General features: G+C 39.4%; 15 protein-coding genes. 14 read left to right on the plus strand and 1 reads right to left on the minus strand.

All coding sequences use genetic code 11. From position 1 onward, the window contains the following. Nucleotides 1–13 precede the first annotated feature (13 nt). The 12 genes from BAZ21_RS22490 to BAZ21_RS22550 all read left to right on the plus strand — a co-directional run bounded on the left by BAZ21_RS22490 (nt 14) and on the right by BAZ21_RS22550 (nt 18,283). Nucleotides 14–2,452, plus strand: a complete 2,439-nt coding sequence (locus BAZ21_RS22490) for a glycoside hydrolase family 3 N-terminal domain-containing protein (protein ID WP_068505153.1) — start codon at nt 14–16, stop codon at nt 2,450–2,452. 119 nt (nt 2,453–2,571) lie between these two features. After that, a complete protein-coding gene (locus BAZ21_RS22495; protein WP_068505154.1) occupies nt 2,572–3,753 on the plus strand; it encodes a serine hydrolase domain-containing protein in 1,182 nt (393 codons plus the stop codon). Nucleotides 3,754–3,810: 57 nt separating this feature from the next. After that, entirely contained in the window at nt 3,811–4,680 is an 870-nt protein-coding gene (locus BAZ21_RS22500; protein WP_068505155.1) for an SMP-30/gluconolactonase/LRE family protein, read from the plus strand. Between the two features lie 641 nt (nt 4,681–5,321). Beyond that, nucleotides 5,322–7,988 (plus strand): glycosyl hydrolase, encoded by a 2,667-nt coding sequence (locus BAZ21_RS22505; protein ID WP_068505156.1) that lies wholly within the window; start codon nt 5,322–5,324, stop codon nt 7,986–7,988. Nucleotides 7,989–8,075: 87 nt separating this feature from the next. Next, nucleotides 8,076–8,624, plus strand: a complete 549-nt coding sequence (locus BAZ21_RS22510) for a PTS sugar transporter subunit IIA (RefSeq protein ID WP_068505157.1) — start codon at nt 8,076–8,078, stop codon at nt 8,622–8,624. Between the two features lie 373 nt (nt 8,625–8,997). Next, on the plus strand, nt 8,998–12,642 hold the full coding sequence (locus tag BAZ21_RS22520; RefSeq protein ID WP_068505159.1) for an S-layer homology domain-containing protein: 3,645 nt from the start codon (nt 8,998–9,000) through the stop codon (nt 12,640–12,642). A gap of 227 nt (nt 12,643–12,869) precedes the next feature. After that, the gene (locus BAZ21_RS22525; protein WP_068505160.1) at nt 12,870–13,322 is read left to right on the plus strand and encodes an RrF2 family transcriptional regulator; all 453 of its coding nucleotides are present in this window, start codon (nt 12,870–12,872) and stop codon (nt 13,320–13,322) included. A 635-nt stretch (nt 13,323–13,957) separates the two neighbouring features. Further along, nucleotides 13,958–14,116, plus strand: coding sequence for a hypothetical protein (locus BAZ21_RS29145; RefSeq protein ID WP_176718197.1), 159 nt, complete (start codon nt 13,958–13,960; stop codon nt 14,114–14,116). An 89-nt stretch (nt 14,117–14,205) separates the two neighbouring features. Further along, nucleotides 14,206–14,913 (plus strand): SDR family oxidoreductase, encoded by a 708-nt coding sequence (locus BAZ21_RS22535; protein ID WP_068505162.1) that lies wholly within the window; start codon nt 14,206–14,208, stop codon nt 14,911–14,913. A 505-nt stretch (nt 14,914–15,418) separates the two neighbouring features. Beyond that, the gene (locus tag BAZ21_RS22540; RefSeq protein ID WP_068505163.1) at nt 15,419–15,889 is read left to right on the plus strand and encodes an RrF2 family transcriptional regulator; all 471 of its coding nucleotides are present in this window, start codon (nt 15,419–15,421) and stop codon (nt 15,887–15,889) included. 255 nt (nt 15,890–16,144) lie between these two features. Next, nucleotides 16,145–17,188, plus strand: a complete 1,044-nt coding sequence (locus BAZ21_RS22545) for an NAD-dependent epimerase/dehydratase family protein (RefSeq protein ID WP_068505164.1) — start codon at nt 16,145–16,147, stop codon at nt 17,186–17,188. 114 nt (nt 17,189–17,302) lie between these two features. Continuing rightward, nucleotides 17,303–18,283, plus strand: a complete 981-nt coding sequence (locus tag BAZ21_RS22550) for an aldo/keto reductase (protein WP_068505165.1) — start codon at nt 17,303–17,305, stop codon at nt 18,281–18,283. Between the two features lie 212 nt (nt 18,284–18,495). Here BAZ21_RS22550 and BAZ21_RS22555 read toward each other — a convergent pair whose 3' ends face one another. Next, nucleotides 18,496–19,521, minus strand: a complete 1,026-nt coding sequence (locus BAZ21_RS22555; protein WP_068505166.1) for a HAMP domain-containing sensor histidine kinase — start codon at nt 19,519–19,521, stop codon at nt 18,496–18,498. A gap of 24 nt (nt 19,522–19,545) precedes the next feature. Here BAZ21_RS22555 and BAZ21_RS22560 point away from each other — a divergent pair, with 24 nt between their 5' ends. After that, nucleotides 19,546–20,043, plus strand: a complete 498-nt coding sequence (locus tag BAZ21_RS22560) for a hypothetical protein (protein ID WP_068505167.1) — start codon at nt 19,546–19,548, stop codon at nt 20,041–20,043. A 340-nt stretch (nt 20,044–20,383) separates the two neighbouring features. Beyond that, a complete protein-coding gene (locus BAZ21_RS22565) occupies nt 20,384–23,551 on the plus strand; it encodes a TerB N-terminal domain-containing protein (protein WP_068505168.1) in 3,168 nt (1,055 codons plus the stop codon). Nucleotides 23,552–23,568: the final 17 nt, after the last annotated feature.

Raw genomic sequence — 23,568 nt, forward strand, 5'->3', positions numbered from 1 at the left:
GGAGGATTTATCGATGAATAAATTTGGATATAAAGATGCAACATTATCTGCAGAAGAGCGTGCTAAGGATTTAATTTATAGAATGAGCATAGAAGAAAAGGTTGCTCAGTTGCAATGCTATAACCCGAAGGATAAAAATGGACCGAATTTAGAAAATTCATTTCATCTTGGAGTTGGTGCAATAGCTTTTTTGGCTGCTGCATGGGATGATTCGAAAGAAATGGTGGCCGATAAACTTAGAGACTATCAAACAAAAGTAATGGAACGTAGTAGATTTGATATACCTGCTCTTTTTCATATTGAAGGATTAACTGGAGCATTGATGCCAGAGGCAACAAGTTTTCCTACAGGCATTGGCAGAGGCTCTGCCTGGGATCCAGAACTTGAGTATGAAGCAGGGAAAATAATTGGAAAAGAAATGAGTGCAGTTGGAATTAAACATGCATTAGCTCCAGTTCTTGATGTCACTCGAGATGCGCGCTTAGGTCGTCAGGGAGAAAGTTATGGAGAGGACCCTACTCTTGTTTCTGCACTAGGAACTTCATATGTTGTAGGTATCCAAAATTCTGGAGAAAATGATGAATATAATATTATGGCTACTAGCAAGCATTTTATTGGTTATCATGCTGGACAAGGCGGAATACATGCAGCAGCGACTAATGTTCCTGAGAGGGAGTTGCAGGAGATTTTCGGAAAGCCGTTTCAATCTGCAATTAGCAAAGGAAATCTTCGATCAGTCATGAATCAATACGGAAGTGTAAATGGTGAGCCAGTAGCTGCATCTAAATATTTATTGCAGGACCTATTGAGAAAAGAAATGGGTTTTAATGGGCTACTTGTTGCAGACTATGCTTCTATTGAAGAGCTTTTTACACGAATGAAAGTCTGTGAAGGAAAGAATGAAGCTGCAGTAAAAGCATTGAATGCTGGATTTGATTTAGAATTACCAACACCAAGTGCTTATGGGGACAATTTAATTCAATTATTAGAAGAAGGTAAAATAAATATTCAGCTTCTAGATGAAACTGTATTAAGAGTTTTAACTGAAAAGTTTAGACTCGGAATTTTTGAAAATCCATTTCCTTCTTCACATGAAAAAATAAATGAAGTATTCAACAAGGAAGAATCCAAAAAAGTTAGTTTGAAATATGCCAGAGAATCATTAATTCTTCTTAAGAATAATGGGATTTTACCATTAGATGTAGCCGATAAAAAAATAGCTATAATTGGACATAATGCAAGCTCTACAAGAAGCTTATTCGGTGGGTATTCATATGGTAGCGTATTAGAACTTGCTATGGGTGCTAGAAATACGATGGCAGGTATTGAAGTACAAACAGATGACGTGCTTTGGAGAAATAAAAAGAAAGACACATATCCAGGAAGTATTATTGATGTAGAAATTCCAAAGCTTGAACAAGTTGCAAGTAAAGCTTACAAGCATTGTAAAAATATTTTAGAACAGTTTAAGCAATGTTGTCCAAACTCTGACATTCAATATCAGTATGGTTATCCTTATGTAGGGAATGATACTCGTCATCATGAAGATGCGTTAAAACTTGCAAAAGAATCTGATGTTACGATTGTTACGGTTGGCGGAAAATATGGATGGGGAACATCATGCTCAACAGGAGAAGGGATTGACTCAAGTAGTATTAATCTTCCTCAATGCCAAGAAGAGTTTTTAGTGAAATTAGGCGAGAGTGGAATTCCTTTTATAGTTGTTCATTTAGATGGAAGGCCTATATCTAGTAATGCTGCTGATCAATATGCTTCTGCGATTATTGAAGCATGGAACCCTGGGGAGTTTGGCAGTCAAGCTATTGTAGAAGCAATTCTTGGTACAAATAATCCAAGCGGTAAACTTCCAGTTTCTGTTGCATATAGTTCGGCTCAAGCGCCACTTTATTATAATCATAGTCAGGGATCAAGTTATCATGTTCAAACCGGTTCACCATTTACTAGATATATTGATCTTCCCCATACTCCAAGATATTATTTTGGTTATGGTTTATCGTATACTACATTTGCTTATCATAATCTACAAACAGAAAAATCAAAGATAAAACCATTTGAGAAGATTCATATTAGTTTTGAAGTAGAAAACTCAGGGGATAAAGCTGGAATTGAAATTGCCCAGGTCTATGTATGTGATAAAGTTGCATCTTTAGTTAGACCAGCACAAGAATTGGTTGGATTTTGCAGAATACCTTTAGAAGCTAAACAAAAGAAAAAAGTAGATTTCTATATTGATCCTAGTCAATTTGCATTCTTAGATGAAGATATGAAATGGAAGATAGAAGCAGGGGAATTTGATGTGATGATTGGCTCTTCTTCTGAGGATATCCGCTTAAAAACGAATGTCTATATTTTAGAAGATGGCTACACGCAAAGTAAGAATAGGGAATTTTACGCCTCTTATAAAATCAGTGAATACGTTTCCGAAAATTAAATTAAATATGAAATTAGTAAGATATAGCAGGTTGATAGTAATCTGCTATATCTTGTTTAATAATTGTTGCATAAAAGCAAAGTAACAGTAAAGAGTAGGAAAATGGAGGGGAATCCAAAATGATCGATAAAACAGAAATTAGCCAAATAAAAAAAGCTTTAAGAAATAGCATAGACAGTGATTACATAGCCGGTGGGAATTTAATGATTATCAAAGATGGAACAGAAATTTTCTACCACGAAGATGGTTGGGCAGATAAGGAAGCTAGGATTCCAATAAAAAGAGATTCTCTTTTCAGACTGTATTCTATGACTAAACCTGTTACAGCTGCTGGAGTAATGATACTACTAGAACGAGGTGACATTGATTTATATGATCCAGTAAGCAAGTATATTCCTAGTTTTAAAAATCAGATGGTTGATGAAGGAGACAAGTTGGTTCCGGCGGTACGGGAAGTGAATTTAAAAGATTTGCTTTCAATGACCTCAGGCTTGGTTTACGGCGGGGATAACAAAGCCGGTCGGGACACAGAAGCATTATTCATAGAGATGAAGAACAGGCTATTAGGGGATTCTCCAATGAGTACTGTAGAAGCTATGAACAAACTAGGAAAGTGCGCCCTTGCCTTTCAACCTGGGACTTCTTGGGAATACGGGACCTCTGCAGATGTACTCGGAGCTGTTATAGAAATAGCTAGTGGTATAAGATACGGAGAATTTTTAAAGAAGGAATTATTTGAACCACTGGGAATGTGGGATACTGGTTTTTGGATACCATCAGAAAAAAGGCACCGTCTTGTAAAAGCATATGCAGACAATGGGCTAGGTGAATTACAGCCTTATACTGGGAATAATTTAGGTATTATTAATCAGATGGATATGGATCCGGCATTTGAATCTGGAGTAGCAGGACTCGCGTCTACAATAGATGATTACTCAAAATTTACTAGAATGCTTATGAATGGAGGAAGCCTTGACGACGTTCAGATTTTGCGACCTAAAACAGTGAAATACTTAACGTCAGGAACTTTAAATGGGAAGCAGCAGAAAAGCTTTGACGAATGGCTAACGTTAAGTGGACACAGTTATGGAAACTTAATGCGTGTAATGACAGATTGCAGTAAAGCTGGAGATTTGGGATGCCTTGGGGAATATGGATGGGATGGTTGGCTTGGGGCATATTTTTGTAATTGTCCAGAGGACGATTTAACATTCCTATTCATGATGCAAAAAAAAGATGCGGGAACGACTACACTTACTAGAAAGCTGCGCAATATTATCCTAAGTTCATATTGTAAATAAATCCAAGTTAATCTTTTGTTTCTGGAAGTAATGTATATTGATAAGGAGATGTATATTATGAAATATGAAACTAAAACTCTTTTGGATGAACTGGTGTGGGGTGAAAGTCCACGCTGGCACGAGCGTAAACTCTGGTTTTCGGATATATTTGGAAAAAAGGTGATGAGTGTTGACATCAACGGCAAGGCTGAGATTGTTGTTGATGTGCCAACCTTGCCATCAGGATTAGGATGGCTTCCTGATGGTCGGTTGCTTATAGTTTCAGGAGATTGCCGAATATTGCGACAGGATCCGAGTGGGCTGTCGGTAGTAGCAGACCTTAGCAAGTTAGCGGTGGGTATTAATGACATGGTAGTAGATCATAAGGGACATGCTTACGTTGGTAGTTATGGTTATGACGTACGGTCTTATAAGCCTGGCCAAGAAGTAGAAGCATGGATAACCCTGGTTACCCCAGAAGGGGATGTACGTGTTGTAGCTGATGAAATGATTTGTCCCAATGGAATGGTCATTACTCCTGACGGACGTATGCTCATAGCGGCTGACACGTTTGCTAAACAGCTCGTTGCATTCAATATTGAGGATGATGGATCACTAACAGGACGTCGTGTCTGGGCACATATGGAAACCGGTCCTGATGGGATTTCTCTTGACGCTGAAGGCGCTATCTGGGCTGCTACTCCGAATAGGGGTGAGGTAATTCGTTTACGTGAAGGTGGCGAAGTAACTCACCGCATAAAGGTATCAACTACACCTTTAGCATGCATGTTGGGAGGGCCGGATCTCAGGACATTATTCATTGTCACAGTAGATGCGCATAATGAATTAGATGTAGATACCTTAAGTAATCCTGAGGCCGCTCAGAGTAAACGTGGCTCTCGAATTGAGATTGTTGATGTAGAGATTCCAGGTGCAGGTCTACCATAACTTTTAACGTTATTTGAATATTAAAAAGCTGACGCGCCTTTAATTCAGAACCTTTTCCGTGTGCTTTATCAGAAAAAACTTAGCTGATATTTATAGAAGCCTTAAAAGATATACTGGACGACACCAAAACCTAAGCATTGATACTACAAATTATTGTATCAGTGTTTAGGTTTTATTGTGCTTAAAGAAAGAACTCATGGCTAATCAAAAAGCAATATTAGGATCACAAAAAGCACACTACATATAGATATATTTCTTAGAGTTATTTTTGCTTTAAGTAGAAAGTAGTTTAACACAGGAAAAATATTAAGATAGGTCAGTAAATACGTGTTGATCTGATATTTTAGAGTATTTGAGCAGATGTTATCATTTATTCATAGAGATCGTTAATACAAAAAAACTGTCACAGAAGTATTAGCTATTGTAGGTGAAATGAAAATGATTTATCAGTAACAACACTGAAAGTAGGAGAATCAAATATATAAAGACCCTATTTTCAATGTTAGAAACGAATAAGCTTATTTTATGTTAGATTTGGTTAGTTATTTTCTTTTATTTTGATATTTTAAAAGACTAAAGTATTGATACTACTTACATAAAAAAGTGATTAGTAGATGGTATCAAGAAGGGAAAGATAATATATGAGGAAATTGGATGAGGTTTTAGAAAATAGGGAAAGTAATTATATAATGCCGTTCTTCTGGCAGCATGGTGAAGAAGAAGGTATATTGCGTGAATATATGAAAAAAATTAATGAATCCGGAATAAAAGCTGTATGTGTGGAATCACGTCCTCATCCTGATTTTTTGGGACCTAAATGGTGGGAAGATATGGACGTAATTATGGATGAGGCAAGAAAACGCAATATGAAAGTTTGGATTTTAGATGATTCTCATTTTCCAACAGGTTATGCCAATGGAAGAATTAAAAAGGAATATCCAAATCTACAAAAATTATTTCTAAAGATCCATCAACAAGATTTTATAGGTCCATATAAAGATGCAGGAATTATGGTAAAGTGGGCAGCTAATGGTTCAAGAGATGCTGTAATGAACGTTGGAGTAGAAAAATCTAGAAATGAAACAAGCAAATTTGGTTTGGAAGATAAAATTATAGGAGTAATTGCAGCTAAGATAATTAACATTGATGAAATAGATCCTGATACTTTATGCGATATATCAGACAACATAATTAATGGTGTTGTTTACTTTGATATTCCAGAAGGAGATTGGAGAATTTTCACTATTGTACAAACCTTCAATGGTGGAGAAAAGTCTACAGAAGGTTATTTGAATCCAATTGATCCAAGAGGAACACAAGTATTAATTGATACGGTTTATGAAGCACACTTAAGTAGATATAAAGAAGATTTCGGAACAACTATTGCTGGTTTTTTTTCGGATGAACCACGTTTTGGAAATGTGAAAGGACCAAACGCTTCAATTGGAAGATTTGACATGGTATTACCATGGAGAGAAGATCTGATAGACATATTGCAAAAAAGTACTTCAGAAGAGGTTGTTAAATATTTACCCTTGTTATGGGCGAATGGAAAGTCAAAAGAAAATAAAATTAGATATTTATATATGGATATGATAACTAAGCTATATTCTGAAAATTTTACCCAAAAGTTGGGGGAATGGTGCAGAGCCAATAATGTTGAATATATTGGGCATGTAATAGAGGATAATAATGCACATGCCAGATTAGGCTATGGAGCAGGTCATTTTTATAGAAGCTTATGGGAACAAGATATGTCAGGGCTAGATGTAGTATTACATCAAATATTGCCTGGAATGGATAAAGGCTATTTTAAATCATCTACATCATCAGGTTGGGATGGTGAGTTCTTCCACTATGCATTGGCAAAAATGGGAGCATCTTTAGCCCATATTGATGAAAAGAAAAACGGACGCACAATGTGTGAAGTTTTTGGAGCGTATGGATGGGGTGAAGGATTAAAGCTAATGAAATGGATAACGGATCATATGCTTGTTAGAGGAGTTAATTATTTTGTACCACATGCATTTTCGCCAAAAGAATTTCCAGATTTAGATTGTCCACCTCACTTTTATGCTCATGGTAAAAATCCACAGTTTAGATACATGAAGATTTTAAATGATTATACGAATAAGATTAGCCATTTGCTGACTGATGGGTTACATGTAGCACCCGTAGCTGTTTTATATCATGGTGAAGCAGAGTGGTCAGGTGAATATATGCTATTACAAAAACCAGCTAAAGAGTTAATGCAAAATCAAATTGATTTTGATATATTGCCCACTGATATATTAATTACGTCTGAAATTAAAGATAAGAAGCTTATTATAAATAAAGAATCGTTTTCAGGGCTAATCATACCATATTCTGAATCTTTACCTAAAAAATTAATGGAAAAATTATTAGTTTACTTAGAGGCTGGGTTTAAAATTTATTTTATAGATGATCTTCCAAAGGCTTCTAGTGAAGGGATTAATATTGATAAGGAACTTCGGAAATTGCAAGAAGTTGAAAACTGTAAAGTAGTAAGACTTGATAATTTAGTAATTGATTTAAAAAATTCAGGTATTTATGATATCCAAGTTTATGATCAGCAACCATACTTAAGATATTATCACTATACTCATCAAGATGGAGATGTATTTATGTTCTTTAATGAACATCCATATCATTCTATTGATACAGTGGTTGAAGTTCCTCTTAACTTAGATGCATATATATATGATGCCTTTGAAAATAAAGTTCTTAATATAAATGTAGAGAGAACTCAAAAAGGCAGCAAATTTAAATTAAACCTTGAAAAATATGAATCTAAAATAATTATTTTTAGTAAAAACATAAGTGGTAGGACCGAATCTATATTAACGGATAACGAGCAGATTGATATTCAGGAGCTCAGTGGTGAGTGGAAAATCTCGTTATCTACCTCTGAAAAATATCCTGATTTTGAAACGACTACAGTATTAGATAAACTAGTTAACTTAGCAGCACCGAATTTATACCCTGATTTTTCGGGTACGGTTAGATACGAAATAGACTTCAATATAAGTAAAAACTTTGAAAATGCATTTATATTGATAAAAGATGCCTATGAAGTAGTGAACATTTCCATTAATAACCGCCATGTTGGAAGTAAAATATGCCCACCATATAAATTTGAAGTAAGCAATTACTTAAAAAAGGGGAGTAATAATTTAGTAATTGAAGTGACGAATACTTTAGAAAAAGAGCAGAAGGACTATTTTTCACAGTATCTTATACATGAACCAACTGGCATTACTGGTTCTGTTAATTTAGTGCTTTACTAACAGTATTATTATAGCTTCGGTCTAAAGCGTTTTTAAGTGAGATATTTTCCTGAATTTAATTGATAAAATTACAGAGGATGGATTCTTATGAGTTTTTCAAATTTTATTAAGAACATGTTTAATACACAAGATAAAAAAGAAATAGTTAAAGAAGATGCAGTAATAATTAATAATAAACAAGAATCGGAAATAATATATAGTCCATTAAGTGGTGAAGTTAAAAAGCTTAGTGAAGTAAATGACATCACATTTGCTGAAGAATTAATGGGAAAGGGAATAGCAATTGAACCGTCTAAAGGTCAAGTCTTTTCACCAGTTAAAGGGGAAATTGCAGCGTTTTTTGTTACTAAGCATGCTATTGCATTGAGGACCGACAATGGAGCTGAGATTTTAATTCATATAGGCATTAATACAGTTGCTTTAAAAGGCAAACATTTTGTACCTCATGTAAATGAAGGAGATAGGGTTAATATCGGAGATCTATTAGTAGAATTTGATATGGAAGCTATTAAAAAGGAGGGATATGAAGTTATAACTTCTATAGTAATTACTAATACAGATAACTATAGGTACATCAAGAAAACTGATAGTAATAAGGTATTAGCAAAAGATATGCTGATGGAAGTTATATCATGATAGTAGTGTGAAAAAGTGGAAGAGTAAAATAAAGCAGCCACCAATATGAGATAAAACGATGAAACTATTCAAAGCGGAGAATAGTTGACCGTAAACGTCATTTTCGGAGGCAACAAACAACGTAGGAATATTGAGGTGTTGCTTAATCCAACGGGAAAACACCTCGATTTTCTAACGTGCTTTGTACATCTATGCAATTTGTTCAGCAGCGAAATTAATAAATGGAAGTACAGAGTCCAAACGGATTTTTATGTTCGTAACAGTGTTCCTTTTAATATAGATAAAAATGAAAACGATTACAACGAGACGGAAACGCTTATGTTAAGGGATTTCATTTATACCTGGAGTGTAGCGAAAGGAAGGGGAATAATTAATGAAGAAAAGTAAAATTACAAGTGCAATTTTAGCGGCACTATTATTTTTGGTAGCAAATACGACGCAAATCAGCGCAGATTCAAGTTTTTTATTAGCTATAAATGATAATGTGGCTAATGCCTCAATTGGCGATTATGAGAGAGTGGAAAATGTAGATTTGAGCGGACTGATGTTATCGAGCGGCACGCTGACTCCTGCTTTTGCATCTGAAACAACCGAATATAGTGTTAATGTTCCTTATGATGTAACCAGTATATCGGTAACAGCCAGCGTCTATGACAGCAACGCCACAATGAAAGTAAACGGGAAATTTGTTGCAAGCAGTCAGGCAAGCGAACCAATTATCTTGAGTGATGATAATAATGACATCATCACCATCGAAGTAACGGGACAAGAAGGAGTGACAACGAAACTGTATAGGGTGATCGTGACGCGAGCACCAGGTTCACCTTCACCACAGGAATGCATATCGCAAGAAACGGGAGGGCCTCTGTGGATCACGGCAGCGTGTATCGACCCACAGTATAACAATCCAGTTATTGATAGGGAGGTTGATCTCACATCTCCAGTTCCGCATCACAAAGTGTCAGGCCACTTTGAGGGTACTGATGCGAAGTTCAACTTCTACTTACCGCCGAAAGAACAGTGGAAGGGCCGCTTCTTCCAGAAAGTATATCCGCTTTATGATGAGAATGCCTTTGATAGTCATATTGCTTTCGGCGCAGCCAGCGGAGCTTATACGGTTCAGACGAATGCAAGTAGCGGATACCGAATTGATGCAGCCGCGGCAAAGTTCTCTAAGGTGTACGCAGCGGATTACTACGACACTGACGATTATATCTATGGATATATATACGGTGGGAGCGGAGGCTCTCTTCAGACGATTGGTGCTATTGAAAATACTAAGGGAGTGTGGGACGGTGCAGTGCCATTTGTCCCGGTTGTACCGACGTCCATCCCAAACAATGCATTTATACTGGCCTATGCGAACTTCGTGCTCGGAGACAAGGCTTTACAGATAAAGGATGCATTAGGCCCGGGAGGCAACGGTGACCCTTACTCCAGTTTGAATGACATGGAGAAGGCAGTACTGCAAGAGGTAACGAAGTTGGGAGTTCCTTTAAGAGGGTTGGATGGGGTGCTCAGCCTGAACGATCTTCAGAGTCTCCTCTTTGGTTTCGGAGACACGATTAAATCAATGGATAGCACATATGTCGAAGATTTCTGGAACAAGCCAGGCTACCTGGGTACGGAACAATCGGATCTCGGAGATTTGTTCCGCAGCGCCAAGATTGATCAATTGGCCACCATTACTCAGGTTAGCCGGGACAAGCAGAATGTACCGACAAGTTTTTCTCTTGATAATACACCATCGACACTGCCTCGAACCGGTGCGGATTACACACTTTATACAGCTGACGAAACGACAAAGGTCGGGATACTGAAAGGTTCACTTGATCCGACTAAGAAAGTCTTCACGTTGGGGAGCGGGAACTCCAGTAGCGTATTAAGCGCCCTAGAAAGCGGTGCCAAATTACATATCGACAACCGATGGCACCTTGCGTTGCTATCGTACCATCGTCACCAGGTTCCGAGCGGACCAAACTTTTATTCCTGGGATCAATTCAGAGCAGCTGATGGAACTCCTATTTATCCTCAGCGTCCTATGGAGATTGGCCCCATGATCATGAGTGGTGTTGCAGGAGGTGGCTCACACAACGGGCATATCCAAGGAAAAGTCATCCTTATCTCAAACCTGCTCGATGTGGGATCTTTCCCGTGGCATTCGGACTGGTATAGTGCAAGGATGAAGGCACACTTCGGTGAAAGCTTCAATGATCATTTCCGTGTCTGGTTCAACGATAATGCGGACCATTACGATAATGGGGCAAGCACTTATACTGTTGTACAATACGACGGCATTCTCGAACAGGCACTTCGTGACCTAAGCGCTTGGGTAGAACAGGGGGTAGCTCCTGCAGAGTCAACCCAATACAAGGTAGTCGACGGTCAGATCAAGTTGCCGGAGAGTGCTGCAGAACGTAAGGGGATACAGCCGGTCGTCGATTTACTTGTTAACGGCACTACTAAAATTCATGTTAAGGCCGGCCAACGTGTCACCTTCCAAGGAAAAGCTGCGGTCCCTCCTGGTTACGGCAAGGTTGTGAAAACCGAATGGGACTTCGAAGGTACAGGTAACTACAAGGAGTTATCTCTTGGAACACCCAAAGCTTCGGTAACGGAGTCGGTATACTATACCTATACCAAGCCAGGAACCTACTACCCAGCTCTAAGAGTGACCGCACAGCGTGATGGTGACAAGGAATCACCTTTTACACGAATTGAGAATCTGGGACGCGTTCGTGTAGTAATAGAAGAAGAGGAGAAAAAGCCAGGAAACGGAAAATCAAGCGAAAAAGAAAACTCTTTAGAAAGTATACAAAACAAGGCTGGAGAAGAGAACTCTTTAGGAAGCATACAAGACAATGCTGAGGTAAATAACGGTAAAATAAGGGTGAAACCAACGATCAATGCTAATGGAAAAGCAACTGTTCAACTGAACACTGAAACTGTTAAGCGTGCACTCAAACAAACAGATGGAGACAAACTTGAAATTAAAGTAGAGGCAATTGAAAGTATAAATGAAATTGAAATCGAATTTTCTGTAGATGTATTGTTAAGTGATGTAAATACTCGGATTAATAATTTCGAAATCGAGACAGGTTTAGCTACATTAAATGTATCTTCAAAGTTGATTTCTAAGAGTTCAGCAAAAGCAAAGAATGTAAAGGTTTCTGTGACTAAAGTGAACCCATCCAGCCTATCACCGGAGATACAAGCTCAATTGAGCGATAGACCGGTTTATAGTTTCAATTTAGAAATTGATGGTAGGAAGGTAAGTGAACTTGATGGGAGAAACGACGTTCAAGTGACAATACCATGCGAATTGAAGTCAGGCGAGCAACCGAATAAGATGATCATCTATCAAATCAGGGATAATGGGGATTTTGAAATTGTAATGAGTGGTAAATTCAACAAAAAAACAGGTGAGATAGAATTCAAGCCTAAGCGATTGGGTAAGTTTGCAGTAGCTTTTAAGGAAGTGAACTTCCAAGATGTAACAAAAGAATGGGCGAAAGAGCCGATTGAGGCTTTGGCTGCAAGGGGCGTTATCATCGGAACGGGGGATGGGAAGTTCAAGCCGGATGATAAAGTGACGAGAGCTGAATTCATTATGATGCTGATGAATGTTTTTGAACTAACCGATAGTAATGCAACAACGACCTTTTCAGATATCAAAATAGGCACATGGTGCTATGATGAGGTTGCAACAGCACAACGGTTAGGTATTGTTAAAGGCAGACCGGATGGCAGCTTTGGTGCACAAGATGAAATCACGAGACAAGATATGGCTATAATGGCTTATCAAGTAATGACATATGCTGGGCTGACATCAGATAGTGAAATCCCATTAAGATTTGTAGATGCAAATAGCATTTCTTCATATGCGTTAGAAGGCGTTACTGCAATGCAAACTGCTGGAATAATAAGTGGAATGGGTAATGGAAAATTTTTACCAAAGTCTAAATCAACCCGTGCGCAAGCTGCAGTTGTAATTAATAATATTCTCTTCTCATTATAACTTTTGTTTTACAGAGGCTTAACCATCATCGTATGATGATGGTTAAGCCTCATTGCATGTATGGCTAATGGGCAGTATGCATTAATTGTTCTCTACGAAAAATAGGGATTTCACTCAACGTGACAAGAATCAATTACTAAAATTTAAAAGCCCCTTGTGTATAGATGTTTCTTTGCGTATAATGTGCTTATCAAGGTTGCAATTTAAATTGAGAAGGAGGGAGAATATTGAGTACAGCGTCTCGGGGTGTTTACATTGGTCCCCCTCGTCTAAAAATAGCGATTCAGGCCATTGTTTGGCTAGCCAAAAGTGGCAGCATGATAAGCAGTGCGTTGATAGCGAGACAAGTCGATTCCCATGCCACCTTTATCCGCAGAGTTATGCAGTCATTGAACAATGCCGGTATTGTTGAATCAAAAGGTGGACGGGAGGGTGGATATTTCTTAAGAAAATCTTCAGCAGAGATTACAATAGGCGATATATATGAAGCAATAAGTAGTATTTCGAATGATGCTGAATTTAAAGTGGATTGCGGAGATGATGGAGAAAAGTTAGATGTTGAACAGTTAGATGTTGAACTTGAAAAGATTCTTCAGGAAGCCGAATTAAAGACAATTGAGTATTTGCGAAGTTACACGATTGCTCAATTAATGGATCGAGTCCAATTCTTTAAAGAGTAATAAAGCTAAATAGCTAACAATAAGTTGCAGATTCATATGCAACTTTTTATTAGAATAAATTGTGCTTAAAATAAGCACATAAAAGAAAGAAGCCTCCATGATTATTACTTTATTTGGTGTAAGGGGGACTATTGGCAAGATCATGCTCATAGATGACTTAGAATTCGGTTACCGCCGAGTGGTTGGCGGGGCGGGACTGGCAGAAAGTTCTCCCACTGTTAGCCCAAACGCACCCATATCTTTTCGACTACGCGGCCAAGATGCCTGGCTGAAGTCCTGAGGTGACAATCGAGAAAGGAGCGGCCGGGACTTCAGCCGCCCCTTTCATCCATCCAAGCCTGTTCAACCCTTAGGTTCACGGATTTGGCGTGGCGTGCGGGACGCACTTCATGTCGGGCTTTCCCACCTAGCCGGTGAGGAGGTAGGTTCCGACACGCAATGAGTCAATTAATTAATGAAGGGGGTGATGACATTAAAATAAAATAGTTATAGTTACAGATGCCCAGTATCGGGATAGCAATTTCAAGTAAATTATTTGCACGTGGGTTTACCAGTTTAGTTTTACGGAGTCGCCTGCCGGACAGAAAAATGCTCAGTCTTTCAGAAAAAGGCATCATATCGTTTTTGCGAAGAAAATGGCTAAGCGTCTGGAAGGTACGGATGTGAAGATCAACGGCTTGCACCCCGGACTGATCAAGTCGAGCTTGCTCAAGCAAATGCCGAGCTTTATACAGTTTAAGTTCGGGCAATATTTTAAAAGCGAGAAGAGTGAAAACGTCGCCTGGAGCAAATGATGAAGCGACAAATGAAAGTTTTTGGTCATTAAGCATGAAACTAGTTGGTTTACATGTCTAAAGAAGATGAAAATGAGGAGGACATCCATATGAAAAGGAAAATTGCAATCATTACAGGAGCGAATCGGGGCATCGGGTTTGAAATTGCCAAACAGCTAGGCAAGCTTGGTGTCACCGTCATCATGACGGCTCGCAAAGAAGATCAAGGAAGGGCTACCTGCGACAAATTGAAGAAGGAAGGGCTTGACGTTCATTTTCACCAGCTTGAAATGACTAACGAGTCCAGTATCCACAAGTTGGCTGACGACATGCAGGAGCAATTCGGAGTCGTTGATATTCTGGTCAATAATGCAGGTATCAATATCGATGGTAATAAGGATACGACAAATATCGATTTGGATACAGTTCGAACTACGATGGAAACGAATGTGTACGGCCCGCTTCTCTTATCGCAAGTGCTCATACCTTTAATGCAAAGCAGTGCAGACGGCAGAATCGTCAATGTATCCAGCAGCATGGGAGCTTTAAATGAAGGTATGGGCGGGTATGGAGGGAATTTTGCATACAGTATGTCCAAAACTGCCCTGAACGCGCTTACGATAAAATTGGCAGGAGACATAAGTAGCAGCAGAATCACGGTAAATTCGATGTGTCCGGGATGGGTTCGTACCGATATGGGCACTGCCGCCGCTCCGAGATCGGTTGAGCAAGGGGCTGATACGGCTGTTTGGCTGGCGACGGGCGATGTAGGAATGACCGGCAAGTTTTTTAGAGATCGCGAAGTGATCAGTTGGTAACAAAATAATCCCTTTTATACAGGTGATATCATTGATGAAAGCTTTAGTTCTGGGTCAACCGGGTCATCCCAAAACGCTTCGAATATCCGATATACCTATTGTCCATAAATAATAAAGTTTTAGACTGTACGGAATCGCTAAACTAACTGAGGATAGTTCAATAGTTTCACCAGAAATTTCCGGACTCCTTGTGAGAGAGTTCGGAAATTTCTGGTTCTTCCCAGTTTAACATGACTACTAGCCGTCTATCCTTGTAAGTGAGTCCTGGGGGGAGAGATGAAGGATGACGGAAAATGAGATATTTAATAGAGCTTTGAACTTAGGTCTGTACTTGCTATATCTGCATCAATCAGTGTATTGGTTGTTTTTTAATTTTATTGAGTTCAAAATCGGATAACACGAAAGAAAGAAGGTGCATGAAATTTTGACTTAACTTGCATTTAAATATTTTGTAGTGCATAATGTGTTTATTCATATTGCAATTAAAACGAAAGGGGAAATCATATTGAGTATAGCGTCCCGTGGTGTTTACATCGGTCCTCCTCGTCTAAAGACAGCAATTCATGCCGTGGTTTGGCTGGCTAAAAGTGGTAGTATGATAAGCAGCGGGCTAATAGCGAGTCAAGTCGATTCACATGCTACCTTTATTCGAAAAGTGATGCAATCGTTGAATACTGCGGGTATTGTAGAGTCAAAAGGTGGACGAGAAGGTGGATATTTTTTGAAAAAACCTTCGACAGAAATTACATTAGGCGATATATACGAAGCAATTAATAATGATCCTAACGATGTTAAAGTTAATGAGCAAGTTGGAGAACAGCTAAATGTAGAATGTGATCAGCCTGATAAACGTTTAGATGGAGAACAGTTAGATGTTGAACTTGAAAAGATTCTTCAGCAAGCTGAGTTAAATACCATTGAGTATTTACGAAATTATACAATTGCTGAATTAATAGACCGAGTTCAATTCTTTTGAGAACATTAAAATAGACGGGCTAATACTAAGTTGCAGAACCACATGCAACTTTTTATTGAAAATAATTGTGCTTTTTTATAATACAAAATAGCAAGGAGGGATAAGGAACATTATTTATTAGAAATAAGAATAGTTTTAGTTTTAGTTACTAAATCATCGGCAATATGAGCTCTTTTGATTATTAAAATAAAGATGACATATATGTTATAGAAGTGACACCGGATTATTAAATTCATCATTAATGGAGGAATTGATATGGAAAAGAAACGTGCTGTAGTAATTGGTGCAACTGGACAAATTGGGAGAGCAGCAGTAGACATACTAGTGCGAGACGGTTGGGATGTCACAGCGGTTTCACGCAGTGGAGGAAAAGATGAAAACTGGCCCGATGATGTAAAGATTGTGCGTGCTGATCGGAACAATGATGCTGAGTTTGCTGCCGCGATTGGCGACGGCTGCGACGTGGTAGTGGATGTAGTTGCTTACGGGGCTGCGCATGCTCGACAATTGACAGCTATGGCAGATCGTATTGGATCAGCAGTGGTACTCTCAACGACAGTAGTATATGAAGATGATAAAGGAAGGAACTTCGATACGGCAAGGGAACCAGGTGGTTTTCCTCATTTGCCAGTTCCCATTCATGAGAGCCAGCGCACAGTACAGCCTGGAGAGACGACTTATTCTACGGGGAAGGTAGCATTGGAGCAGGAACTCCTTGCGGCAGGCGACCGTCTACCAATCACAGTATTGCGTGCAGGTGCGGTATATGGGCCGTATAGCTCTTTCCCTTACGAGTTATACTTCGTCAAACGTAACCTAGACGGGCGGCGGAAGCGAGTACTTGATTTTGGTGGTGAGGGTCTGTTCCATCGGGTGAGCGTTCGTACACTTGCGGAACTAATCCGGCTGGCGGCAAAGCAACCGGGTTCCAGGGTGCTCAATGCCTGTGATCCCGAGGTGCCAACCGTAGCTGAGATTGGGATGGCCATCGACGCCATCATGGATGTTGAAGCACCAGAGACTATCTTAATTGATGGGCCATCGACGGAGCCATACGTAGGCAAGACCTCTTGGATGATTGAACATCCAGTGATCTGCGATATGGTTGCTGCTGAAAAGGAATTAGGTTATCGCCGGGTGGAAAATTACGATAACAGCCTGCAGGAGATGGTAGAGTGGTTAGTAGAACAATTAGCTGGACGCGATTGGAAGGAAGCCTTTCCACTATTGGCTCAAACGCATCCACATCTTTTCGACTATGTAGCTGAAGATGCATGGTTTACTAAAGCGTTGAAATGACATCGCAACTTCAAATAGAGGAAACTGTAAGCTAGAATAATGATTTTCACTAATTGATAATTTTGAAAGAACTACGACTCCTTTTTAATATAAAAATAGAAAGGCGTGAAACATATGAAATATAGAAAATTAGGCAAAAGTGATTTGGAAGTATCGGCGCTTGGATTTGGTTGCATGGGGATGTCGGAATTTTATAGCGGACGCGATGACAATGAATCGATCCGTACAATACACAGAGCGATTGAACTTGGCATAAATATGCTGGATACAGCAGATATGTACGGTCTAGGAAAAAATGAAGAACTTCTTGCAACAGCATTGAAAGGGCGACGCAGTGAAGTGATCCTGTCCACCAAATTTGGTAATGTACGCAGTGAAGATGGTAAATTTCTGGGTTTAAACGGTCGGGCCGACTATGTAAAAGAAGCATGCGATGCCAGCCTTCATCGCTTGGGTACCGACTATATCGATTTGTACTACGTGCATCGGGTAGATCCTAATACTCCGATTGAAGAAACAGTTGGCGCAATGTCTGAACTGGTACGCGAGGGTAAAGTGCGATATATTGGATTATCTGAAGCGACCGAAGAAGAAATTCGGCGTGCACAGGCGGTACATCCAATTACAGCTTTGCAGTCGGAATACTCTCTTTGGTCTCGCGATGTAGAAGACGGTATTTTGGCGTTATGTCGCGAACTTGAGATTGGTTTTGTCGCTTTTAGTCCATTGGGATACGGATTTCTAACAGGTCAAATTCAAAAACTAGAAGATTTGGCCGAAGACGATGTAAGACGACTCTCTCCTCGGTTCCAGGGGGATAATTTCAATAAAAATTTGGATCTTGTGCATCGTGTAAAAGAAATAGCAACAGAGAAAGGCATTACGCCATCCCAGTTGGCATTGGCCTGGTTGATGGCACAGAGAGATGACATCATCCCGATTCCCGGAACCAAGCGTAGAAAATACTTGGAGGAGAATGTTGGCGCGGTTGACGTTGTCCTGACACCAGAAGATTTGAAGCGTATAGACGAAGTTGCTCCTATAGGTGTTGCTTTTGGAACTGGTCATTTAAGTATGGATGATGTTGATCTGTAAAGGATATCGTTGATGCACTACTGTTCATAATGATTGCGTTAGTTTCGATAGAAGGTATCAGACAATGATAAATGTTCTCAAATATTTTAGTTTGCAAGAAAAAGGGTAGCTGTATAAAAAGGTACCCTTTTTCTTTTTAATTTAAGAATAGTGGAGGTCACTAACTCTTTTTATTTTTTTATTCAATTTTGAAATTTGTGCATATGCCCTAGCTAATCTAAGGGAAGAATTACCTCAAATCTTGTACCCGTTTCATCGGATTTTGCAACTCTGATTATCCTGCCATGCAGCAAAATGATTTTGTGAGCAATACTTAAACCTAATCCATTACCAGGAGAGGAATGTGAGGCATCTGCTTGATAAAATTTATCGAAAATGTATTTTTGTTGATTCATTTCAATCCCTGGGCCGTTATCGTGAATAGAGATGCATACTTGTCGATCCTTAGAATCGATATCGATATCGATTTTGATCTTTGAGTCTAAAGGCGAAAACTTGATTGCATTGTCCAGAAGATTGATCCACACCTGACTAAGCATGTCTTCGTTTGCAACAATCATAACTTCGGCTGAATCAAGCTGAAAATGAATGTTCTTGCCAGACCATTTCGAATCCAACAATACGACATCAGTTCGAATTTGTTCGGTTACGTTAAACAATGTCTTCTCTGTAACAATAGTTTGGCTTTCAATTTTGGTTAATTGAAGAACATTTGTGGCCAGTTCGGCAAGACGTTCCGATTCCTGAATAATGATATCTAAATATTCATTACGTTCTTGATTCGGTAAATTGTCTTTTTTTAATACCTTTGCATATCCCCTCAAAGAAACAATCGGCGTTTTGAACTCATGTGAGAAATTATTAATGAAATCGGAACGCAACATTTCAATACTCCCTAATTCTTCTGCCATATGGTTAAGACTTTCGTTCAATTTTTTCAGCTCTTTTGGTCCCTTGAGATTGATTCTGACAGCAAAACTCCCTTTGGCAAGTTCTTGGGAAGCACGAATGACTTCACGGATGGGGGAGAGCGGAATTCGGCTAAAAATAAGCGAGGCCAAGATGCCTATCAGCACACTTACGGTTCCGAAATAAGTAATAAGCCATACCCCGTTTCTTGAATCTGGATCGTCTGCTAGAGTAGGCGTGTAAAGTCCAAGGCATGCAAGAAGCACGATAATAACCATCGCAAGAAAAATGGATATGAGCATAATAAGCAATACAATAAACGTAAACATGAAAGTCCAACCAAAGCTGCCGAGATGCTTCAGAAATTAGAATATAAACTTGCTACTATTATATTTCTGAAAGAACAAGCAGAAATTGTGGAAAAGGAGGGAACAAGCAAACTAAGTCCAGATCTTTTTGACGAGAATATGGAATTTCGGATTAGCGAGAAGAATAGAAAAAGATTTGTTGATAAAATTGAGAATTCAGTTGGAAATACTTCATTTGATAATGAAGAGTTGCTAACTATTTTGAGGAATATGGATTTTAAAGTTTTTAAGTTTGAAGATAATAGTAGATTCATAGACATTTTTCATGAATGCAGAAAATATCGAAATTATTTAGCTCACGAATTCTTTGTGGAACATACTCTTAATGGAGTGGACGACAGCAAAGTAAAGGAAATGGAAGAAGAACTTGAGAACATTTTATGGGATACAAATACAGTAGTATTCTTAGCCGATCAAATAATAAATTCATTTGCTCATTTTATTCTTCAGTTCATCATCGAGGAAGCAGAGGAGGTGGAATGAGCATAGGGAGGTTGTAGTTCAATTTTACATACGAGTATTTAGCACATGAAATAGAACTTCTCTTGAAATAAGTTTGTTGTATAGGTTTTAGAAAAGAAACCCCCACCAAAGAATGATATACTATTAATAGTACATTCGACTCAGTTTAAGGGTGGGAGATATGAAGTTCTTATTAAGGCTTTTTAGTCGAAAGAAGTATACTTTGAAACTGTGTTTTACCCCCAATAAAAGGTTTATACTTAGTGCTTGGTCAAAACATCGATCTATAGCAATTCAGAAGGTACTATCACTTCCTTCATTACTAGATAACTCCGTTCTCAGTAGATGGAGAAATACTGACTTGAACGAAATTGAACTCGGCTTAACTGATGTGTTAATTCTCCGCAAGACAGCAATCTCATTTATAGAGAGTGTCGGTTCAAACCGCATACAGTTTGAAATCGATCCAATTATATTGGATCTGAGTCAAATACCTCAACCAGATGACTTTATAATTCAAGTTGTATGGAACTCGAGTCAAAATGAGGTCCTCATGGAACTACCGAGTGGAGTAGAGTACTTAGAGAACTTTGATCATGGTTGGTTCAAAAAGGGAAACCAAGTCTGGCATCTCCCTGATTGGACCCCAGAAGATAAAAGCTGGTTATTCAGTGAAATTCAACCCGCTCAATTTCCCTTTTTGCTGACGAATGTTCTACCAGATATGATTAATAGAAAACTTCCAGTGTATAGTCCTATCATCCTTGAATCCCAAGATGCAGTTCATTTCCAGATTCTCGAGTTTGGACCGGACACTATCAAACTAAAGGTGAATGTGAATGTTGACATTCCGAGGCGGATTCCTGGTCTAGAGGGTTATCTCTTGAATGGAGAACGTCTATACCCCGGTCCGGATCCAGCTCACTTGAATGATTTCCTGTCTAAGCACCCTGAAGACGAAAATGGGCTAATTCTTCTTCAAGGGGAAGATATACCCAATGTAGTTGCACAGATCGAGGGAGAATGGGGGAGATTTACCTCAGGCGATGTTCAAGGATTACTACAAGCCCATCCTATTCAGAGAGCAATTGAGCTCATCCTCACAGCATCGGTTCAAATTAGTAATGGCATAGGACAAGTCACCGCAACACCTATGCTTAAGGTTGAAGGTGTTCAGATGAGCGCTGCTGCAATCTCCCGACAATTGAAACCCAGATTGCAATACATAAGGAATGGATCCGGATGGATTGCAGTAGATGATTTAAGGCGAGTAGGTATCGGGGTTATGGGACGCGCTGTAAATGGTCTCTCTTTAGATAACGTTTTTTCTTTGAGGGCTAGGGAAGTTCTCGAAAGAGGAGGCTACCGTTTAGAAGGTCCCTGGAGCAAAATTGAGTTCCCTGAGTTCAACTGGCCACACCAATCAAGCAACCCTGCATTAGATCATCTTCAATTTCTGGCACGTTGGGGTCTGAATGGTGGGGTTAAAGGAGGACAGGTCATTTGGGGGAGTCCTCTTGTAGAGTATCTCTTTCAACTCATCACTCAGTTTCCTAAAGTGCAAATCCTCATGGTTGGTACCAAGGTAATGATGGAGTCATTAAAAAAGCAATGCAGTGACACGTTGAAATTCACGTGGATCACGTCGTCTGCCGAAGCGAATAGACTTCAACTGAAGGACGTTTCCTATATTGCAGTGACACCAAGTGTTTTGAGTAAACATACCGATTTAATAAAGCAAAGGTACGATCTGCTAATTATGTTAGAGCCGGATCAGATAACAAAAAGTACAGACACCAAAATATACGGAACACTCTCATCCATCAAGTCTCGGTGCAGATTTTCCTTGTTTTCGGATGCCAATTACCTTGAGCAGAGTAACGTGAAATCAGCGCATGAAATGCTATTGCAACTCCATTCTGCAAGCGAGCAGCGCTGGACCATTTTTGATCAGAACGCTCCGCTTGCCTTACTGCCAGAACCCTATCAGATGAAGGTGAATACAAGCGTGAAGAATAGCTCAGACGATCTCTTTTTCTCAGAGTTTGACCTAGTTGAGCCCAATGAAGAGGACCTGGGCATTAGCATTCCAGCAAGCTCAATCTCGTTTCAGGAACGCACCGTGAAAGTGTCAGTAGAATACGAATCTCGTGAGCAGCTGTTTGTGAAACAGGCCAAGTCATTTGCAGATCACAACGGAGAACCAGCGCCTTTTGTTCAGTTCATGAGCTACTGGCCTACGTATCAGGACATGACCGACTCCCAGCAAAAATGGTATTTTTACTGGAGATCCGAAGTCAGAAACATGAGATACCCCGACACGGACTTATCCTATATTTTTCTGCATATCTATGAGCTCATTAATGGAGTAGGATGGGCAGAGCCAAAGCATGGACTAATCCAGCTTACACAGCTACTGATCCACTATGGTGAAGCTTATCGTCAACTCGAGAATTACTTGTTTAATTGGATATATGATTTTGCATTAGTCCACCAGTTAACAAGTACAATTGGGGAACTGGATGTATTGGCAAGGAAGCCGGACAGGCTACCTGGAGAGTTTCTTGCTATGGAGTTATTAAACAAGTTCCAGGAATCCCCGCTTCAGCTTTCATTGGATATGCTATTAAGCTTAAGCAATTATGATATGAAACGAAGCAGATTCTACCTGGGAGAAGGGAAGGATAATCTTGAATTCTATATCCCCCGTATTCTCGCCGTTGTGGATGGCTATACGAGCAAATTACACGACATGCGTCTAATAGATATGTTTTCTCCTGGTGAGACGTTAGTGACACAAAGGTACCTTTTTCGTAGTGCAGTCTATAACAATGCACTTTACGGCAGCACTTTTGCCGTCAGTTATTTGCCCATTCTAAATCATGAACCATTGCGAGAATATATTACTCATATCATCAAATTTGCAGAGAACAAACTTCGAGATTACCAGGGCTTTAAGGGCCGGTTAAAAGGGATCTCCTTGGATCCCGAAGTGGAGACACTAATTGACCGTTACTTATCCAGAGAGTACACCAAACAGTCTATCGCATCTGCCATTCAAATAGATACTGATAAACTAGCACAGCTTCAATCAGATACAGAGTATGTGCGCGAAATGTTAACGATTGAAGAAATAGAAGATTCACTCGAGACATCAAGTAACCCTCATATGTCGGAGGAAGTCTCGCATGAGCCAGAGCTAGCCGCCCATTTACAATGTGCGACTTCAGAAGAAGCACAATCACAAGATAACTCTGTAAAATCTTCGTGGGATACTACAGACCTTGGAGAGGAATGGTTACTCTTGGCGGAAGCATTAGAAGAAGTCCACTTCAAGGCTTTGGCAGCACTCACGAGCGATGCACCAATAATAGAACTGAGCCACTTGGCAGAAGAGCACGGAACGATGCCAACGCTTCTTATCGACGATATTAATCAAGCCGCGATGGAGCACATTGGAGATTTGATCGTCTCAGAAGATGGTGTTGTGGAAGAGTACCTGAATGATGTGAAGAATTTGAAGAGGTGAACAGAATGATGGAACAG

The organism is Paenibacillus kribbensis (assembly GCF_001705305.1).
Lineage (GTDB): Bacteria > Bacillota > Bacilli > Paenibacillales > Paenibacillaceae > Paenibacillus > Paenibacillus kribbensis_B.

Coding starts and splice junctions, on each gene's coding strand:
- BAZ21_RS22490 (WP_068505153.1), top strand. CDS start 14: ATGAATAAATTTGGATATAAAGATGCAACATTATCTGCAGAAGAGCGT.
- BAZ21_RS22495 (WP_068505154.1), top strand. CDS start 2,572: ATGATCGATAAAACAGAAATTAGCCAAATAAAAAAAGCTTTAAGAAAT.
- BAZ21_RS22500 (WP_068505155.1), top strand. CDS start 3,811: ATGAAATATGAAACTAAAACTCTTTTGGATGAACTGGTGTGGGGTGAA.
- BAZ21_RS22505 (WP_068505156.1), top strand. CDS start 5,322: ATGAGGAAATTGGATGAGGTTTTAGAAAATAGGGAAAGTAATTATATA.
- BAZ21_RS22510 (WP_068505157.1), top strand. CDS start 8,076: ATGAGTTTTTCAAATTTTATTAAGAACATGTTTAATACACAAGATAAA.
- BAZ21_RS22520 (WP_068505159.1), top strand. CDS start 8,998: ATGAAGAAAAGTAAAATTACAAGTGCAATTTTAGCGGCACTATTATTT.
- BAZ21_RS29145 (WP_176718197.1), top strand. CDS start 13,958: ATGGCTAAGCGTCTGGAAGGTACGGATGTGAAGATCAACGGCTTGCAC.
- BAZ21_RS22535 (WP_068505162.1), top strand. CDS start 14,206: ATGAAAAGGAAAATTGCAATCATTACAGGAGCGAATCGGGGCATCGGG.
- BAZ21_RS22545 (WP_068505164.1), top strand. CDS start 16,145: ATGGAAAAGAAACGTGCTGTAGTAATTGGTGCAACTGGACAAATTGGG.
- BAZ21_RS22550 (WP_068505165.1), top strand. CDS start 17,303: ATGAAATATAGAAAATTAGGCAAAAGTGATTTGGAAGTATCGGCGCTT.
- BAZ21_RS22555 (WP_068505166.1), bottom strand. CDS start 19,521: ATGTTTACGTTTATTGTATTGCTTATTATGCTCATATCCATTTTTCTT.
- BAZ21_RS22560 (WP_068505167.1), top strand. CDS start 19,546: ATGCTTCAGAAATTAGAATATAAACTTGCTACTATTATATTTCTGAAA.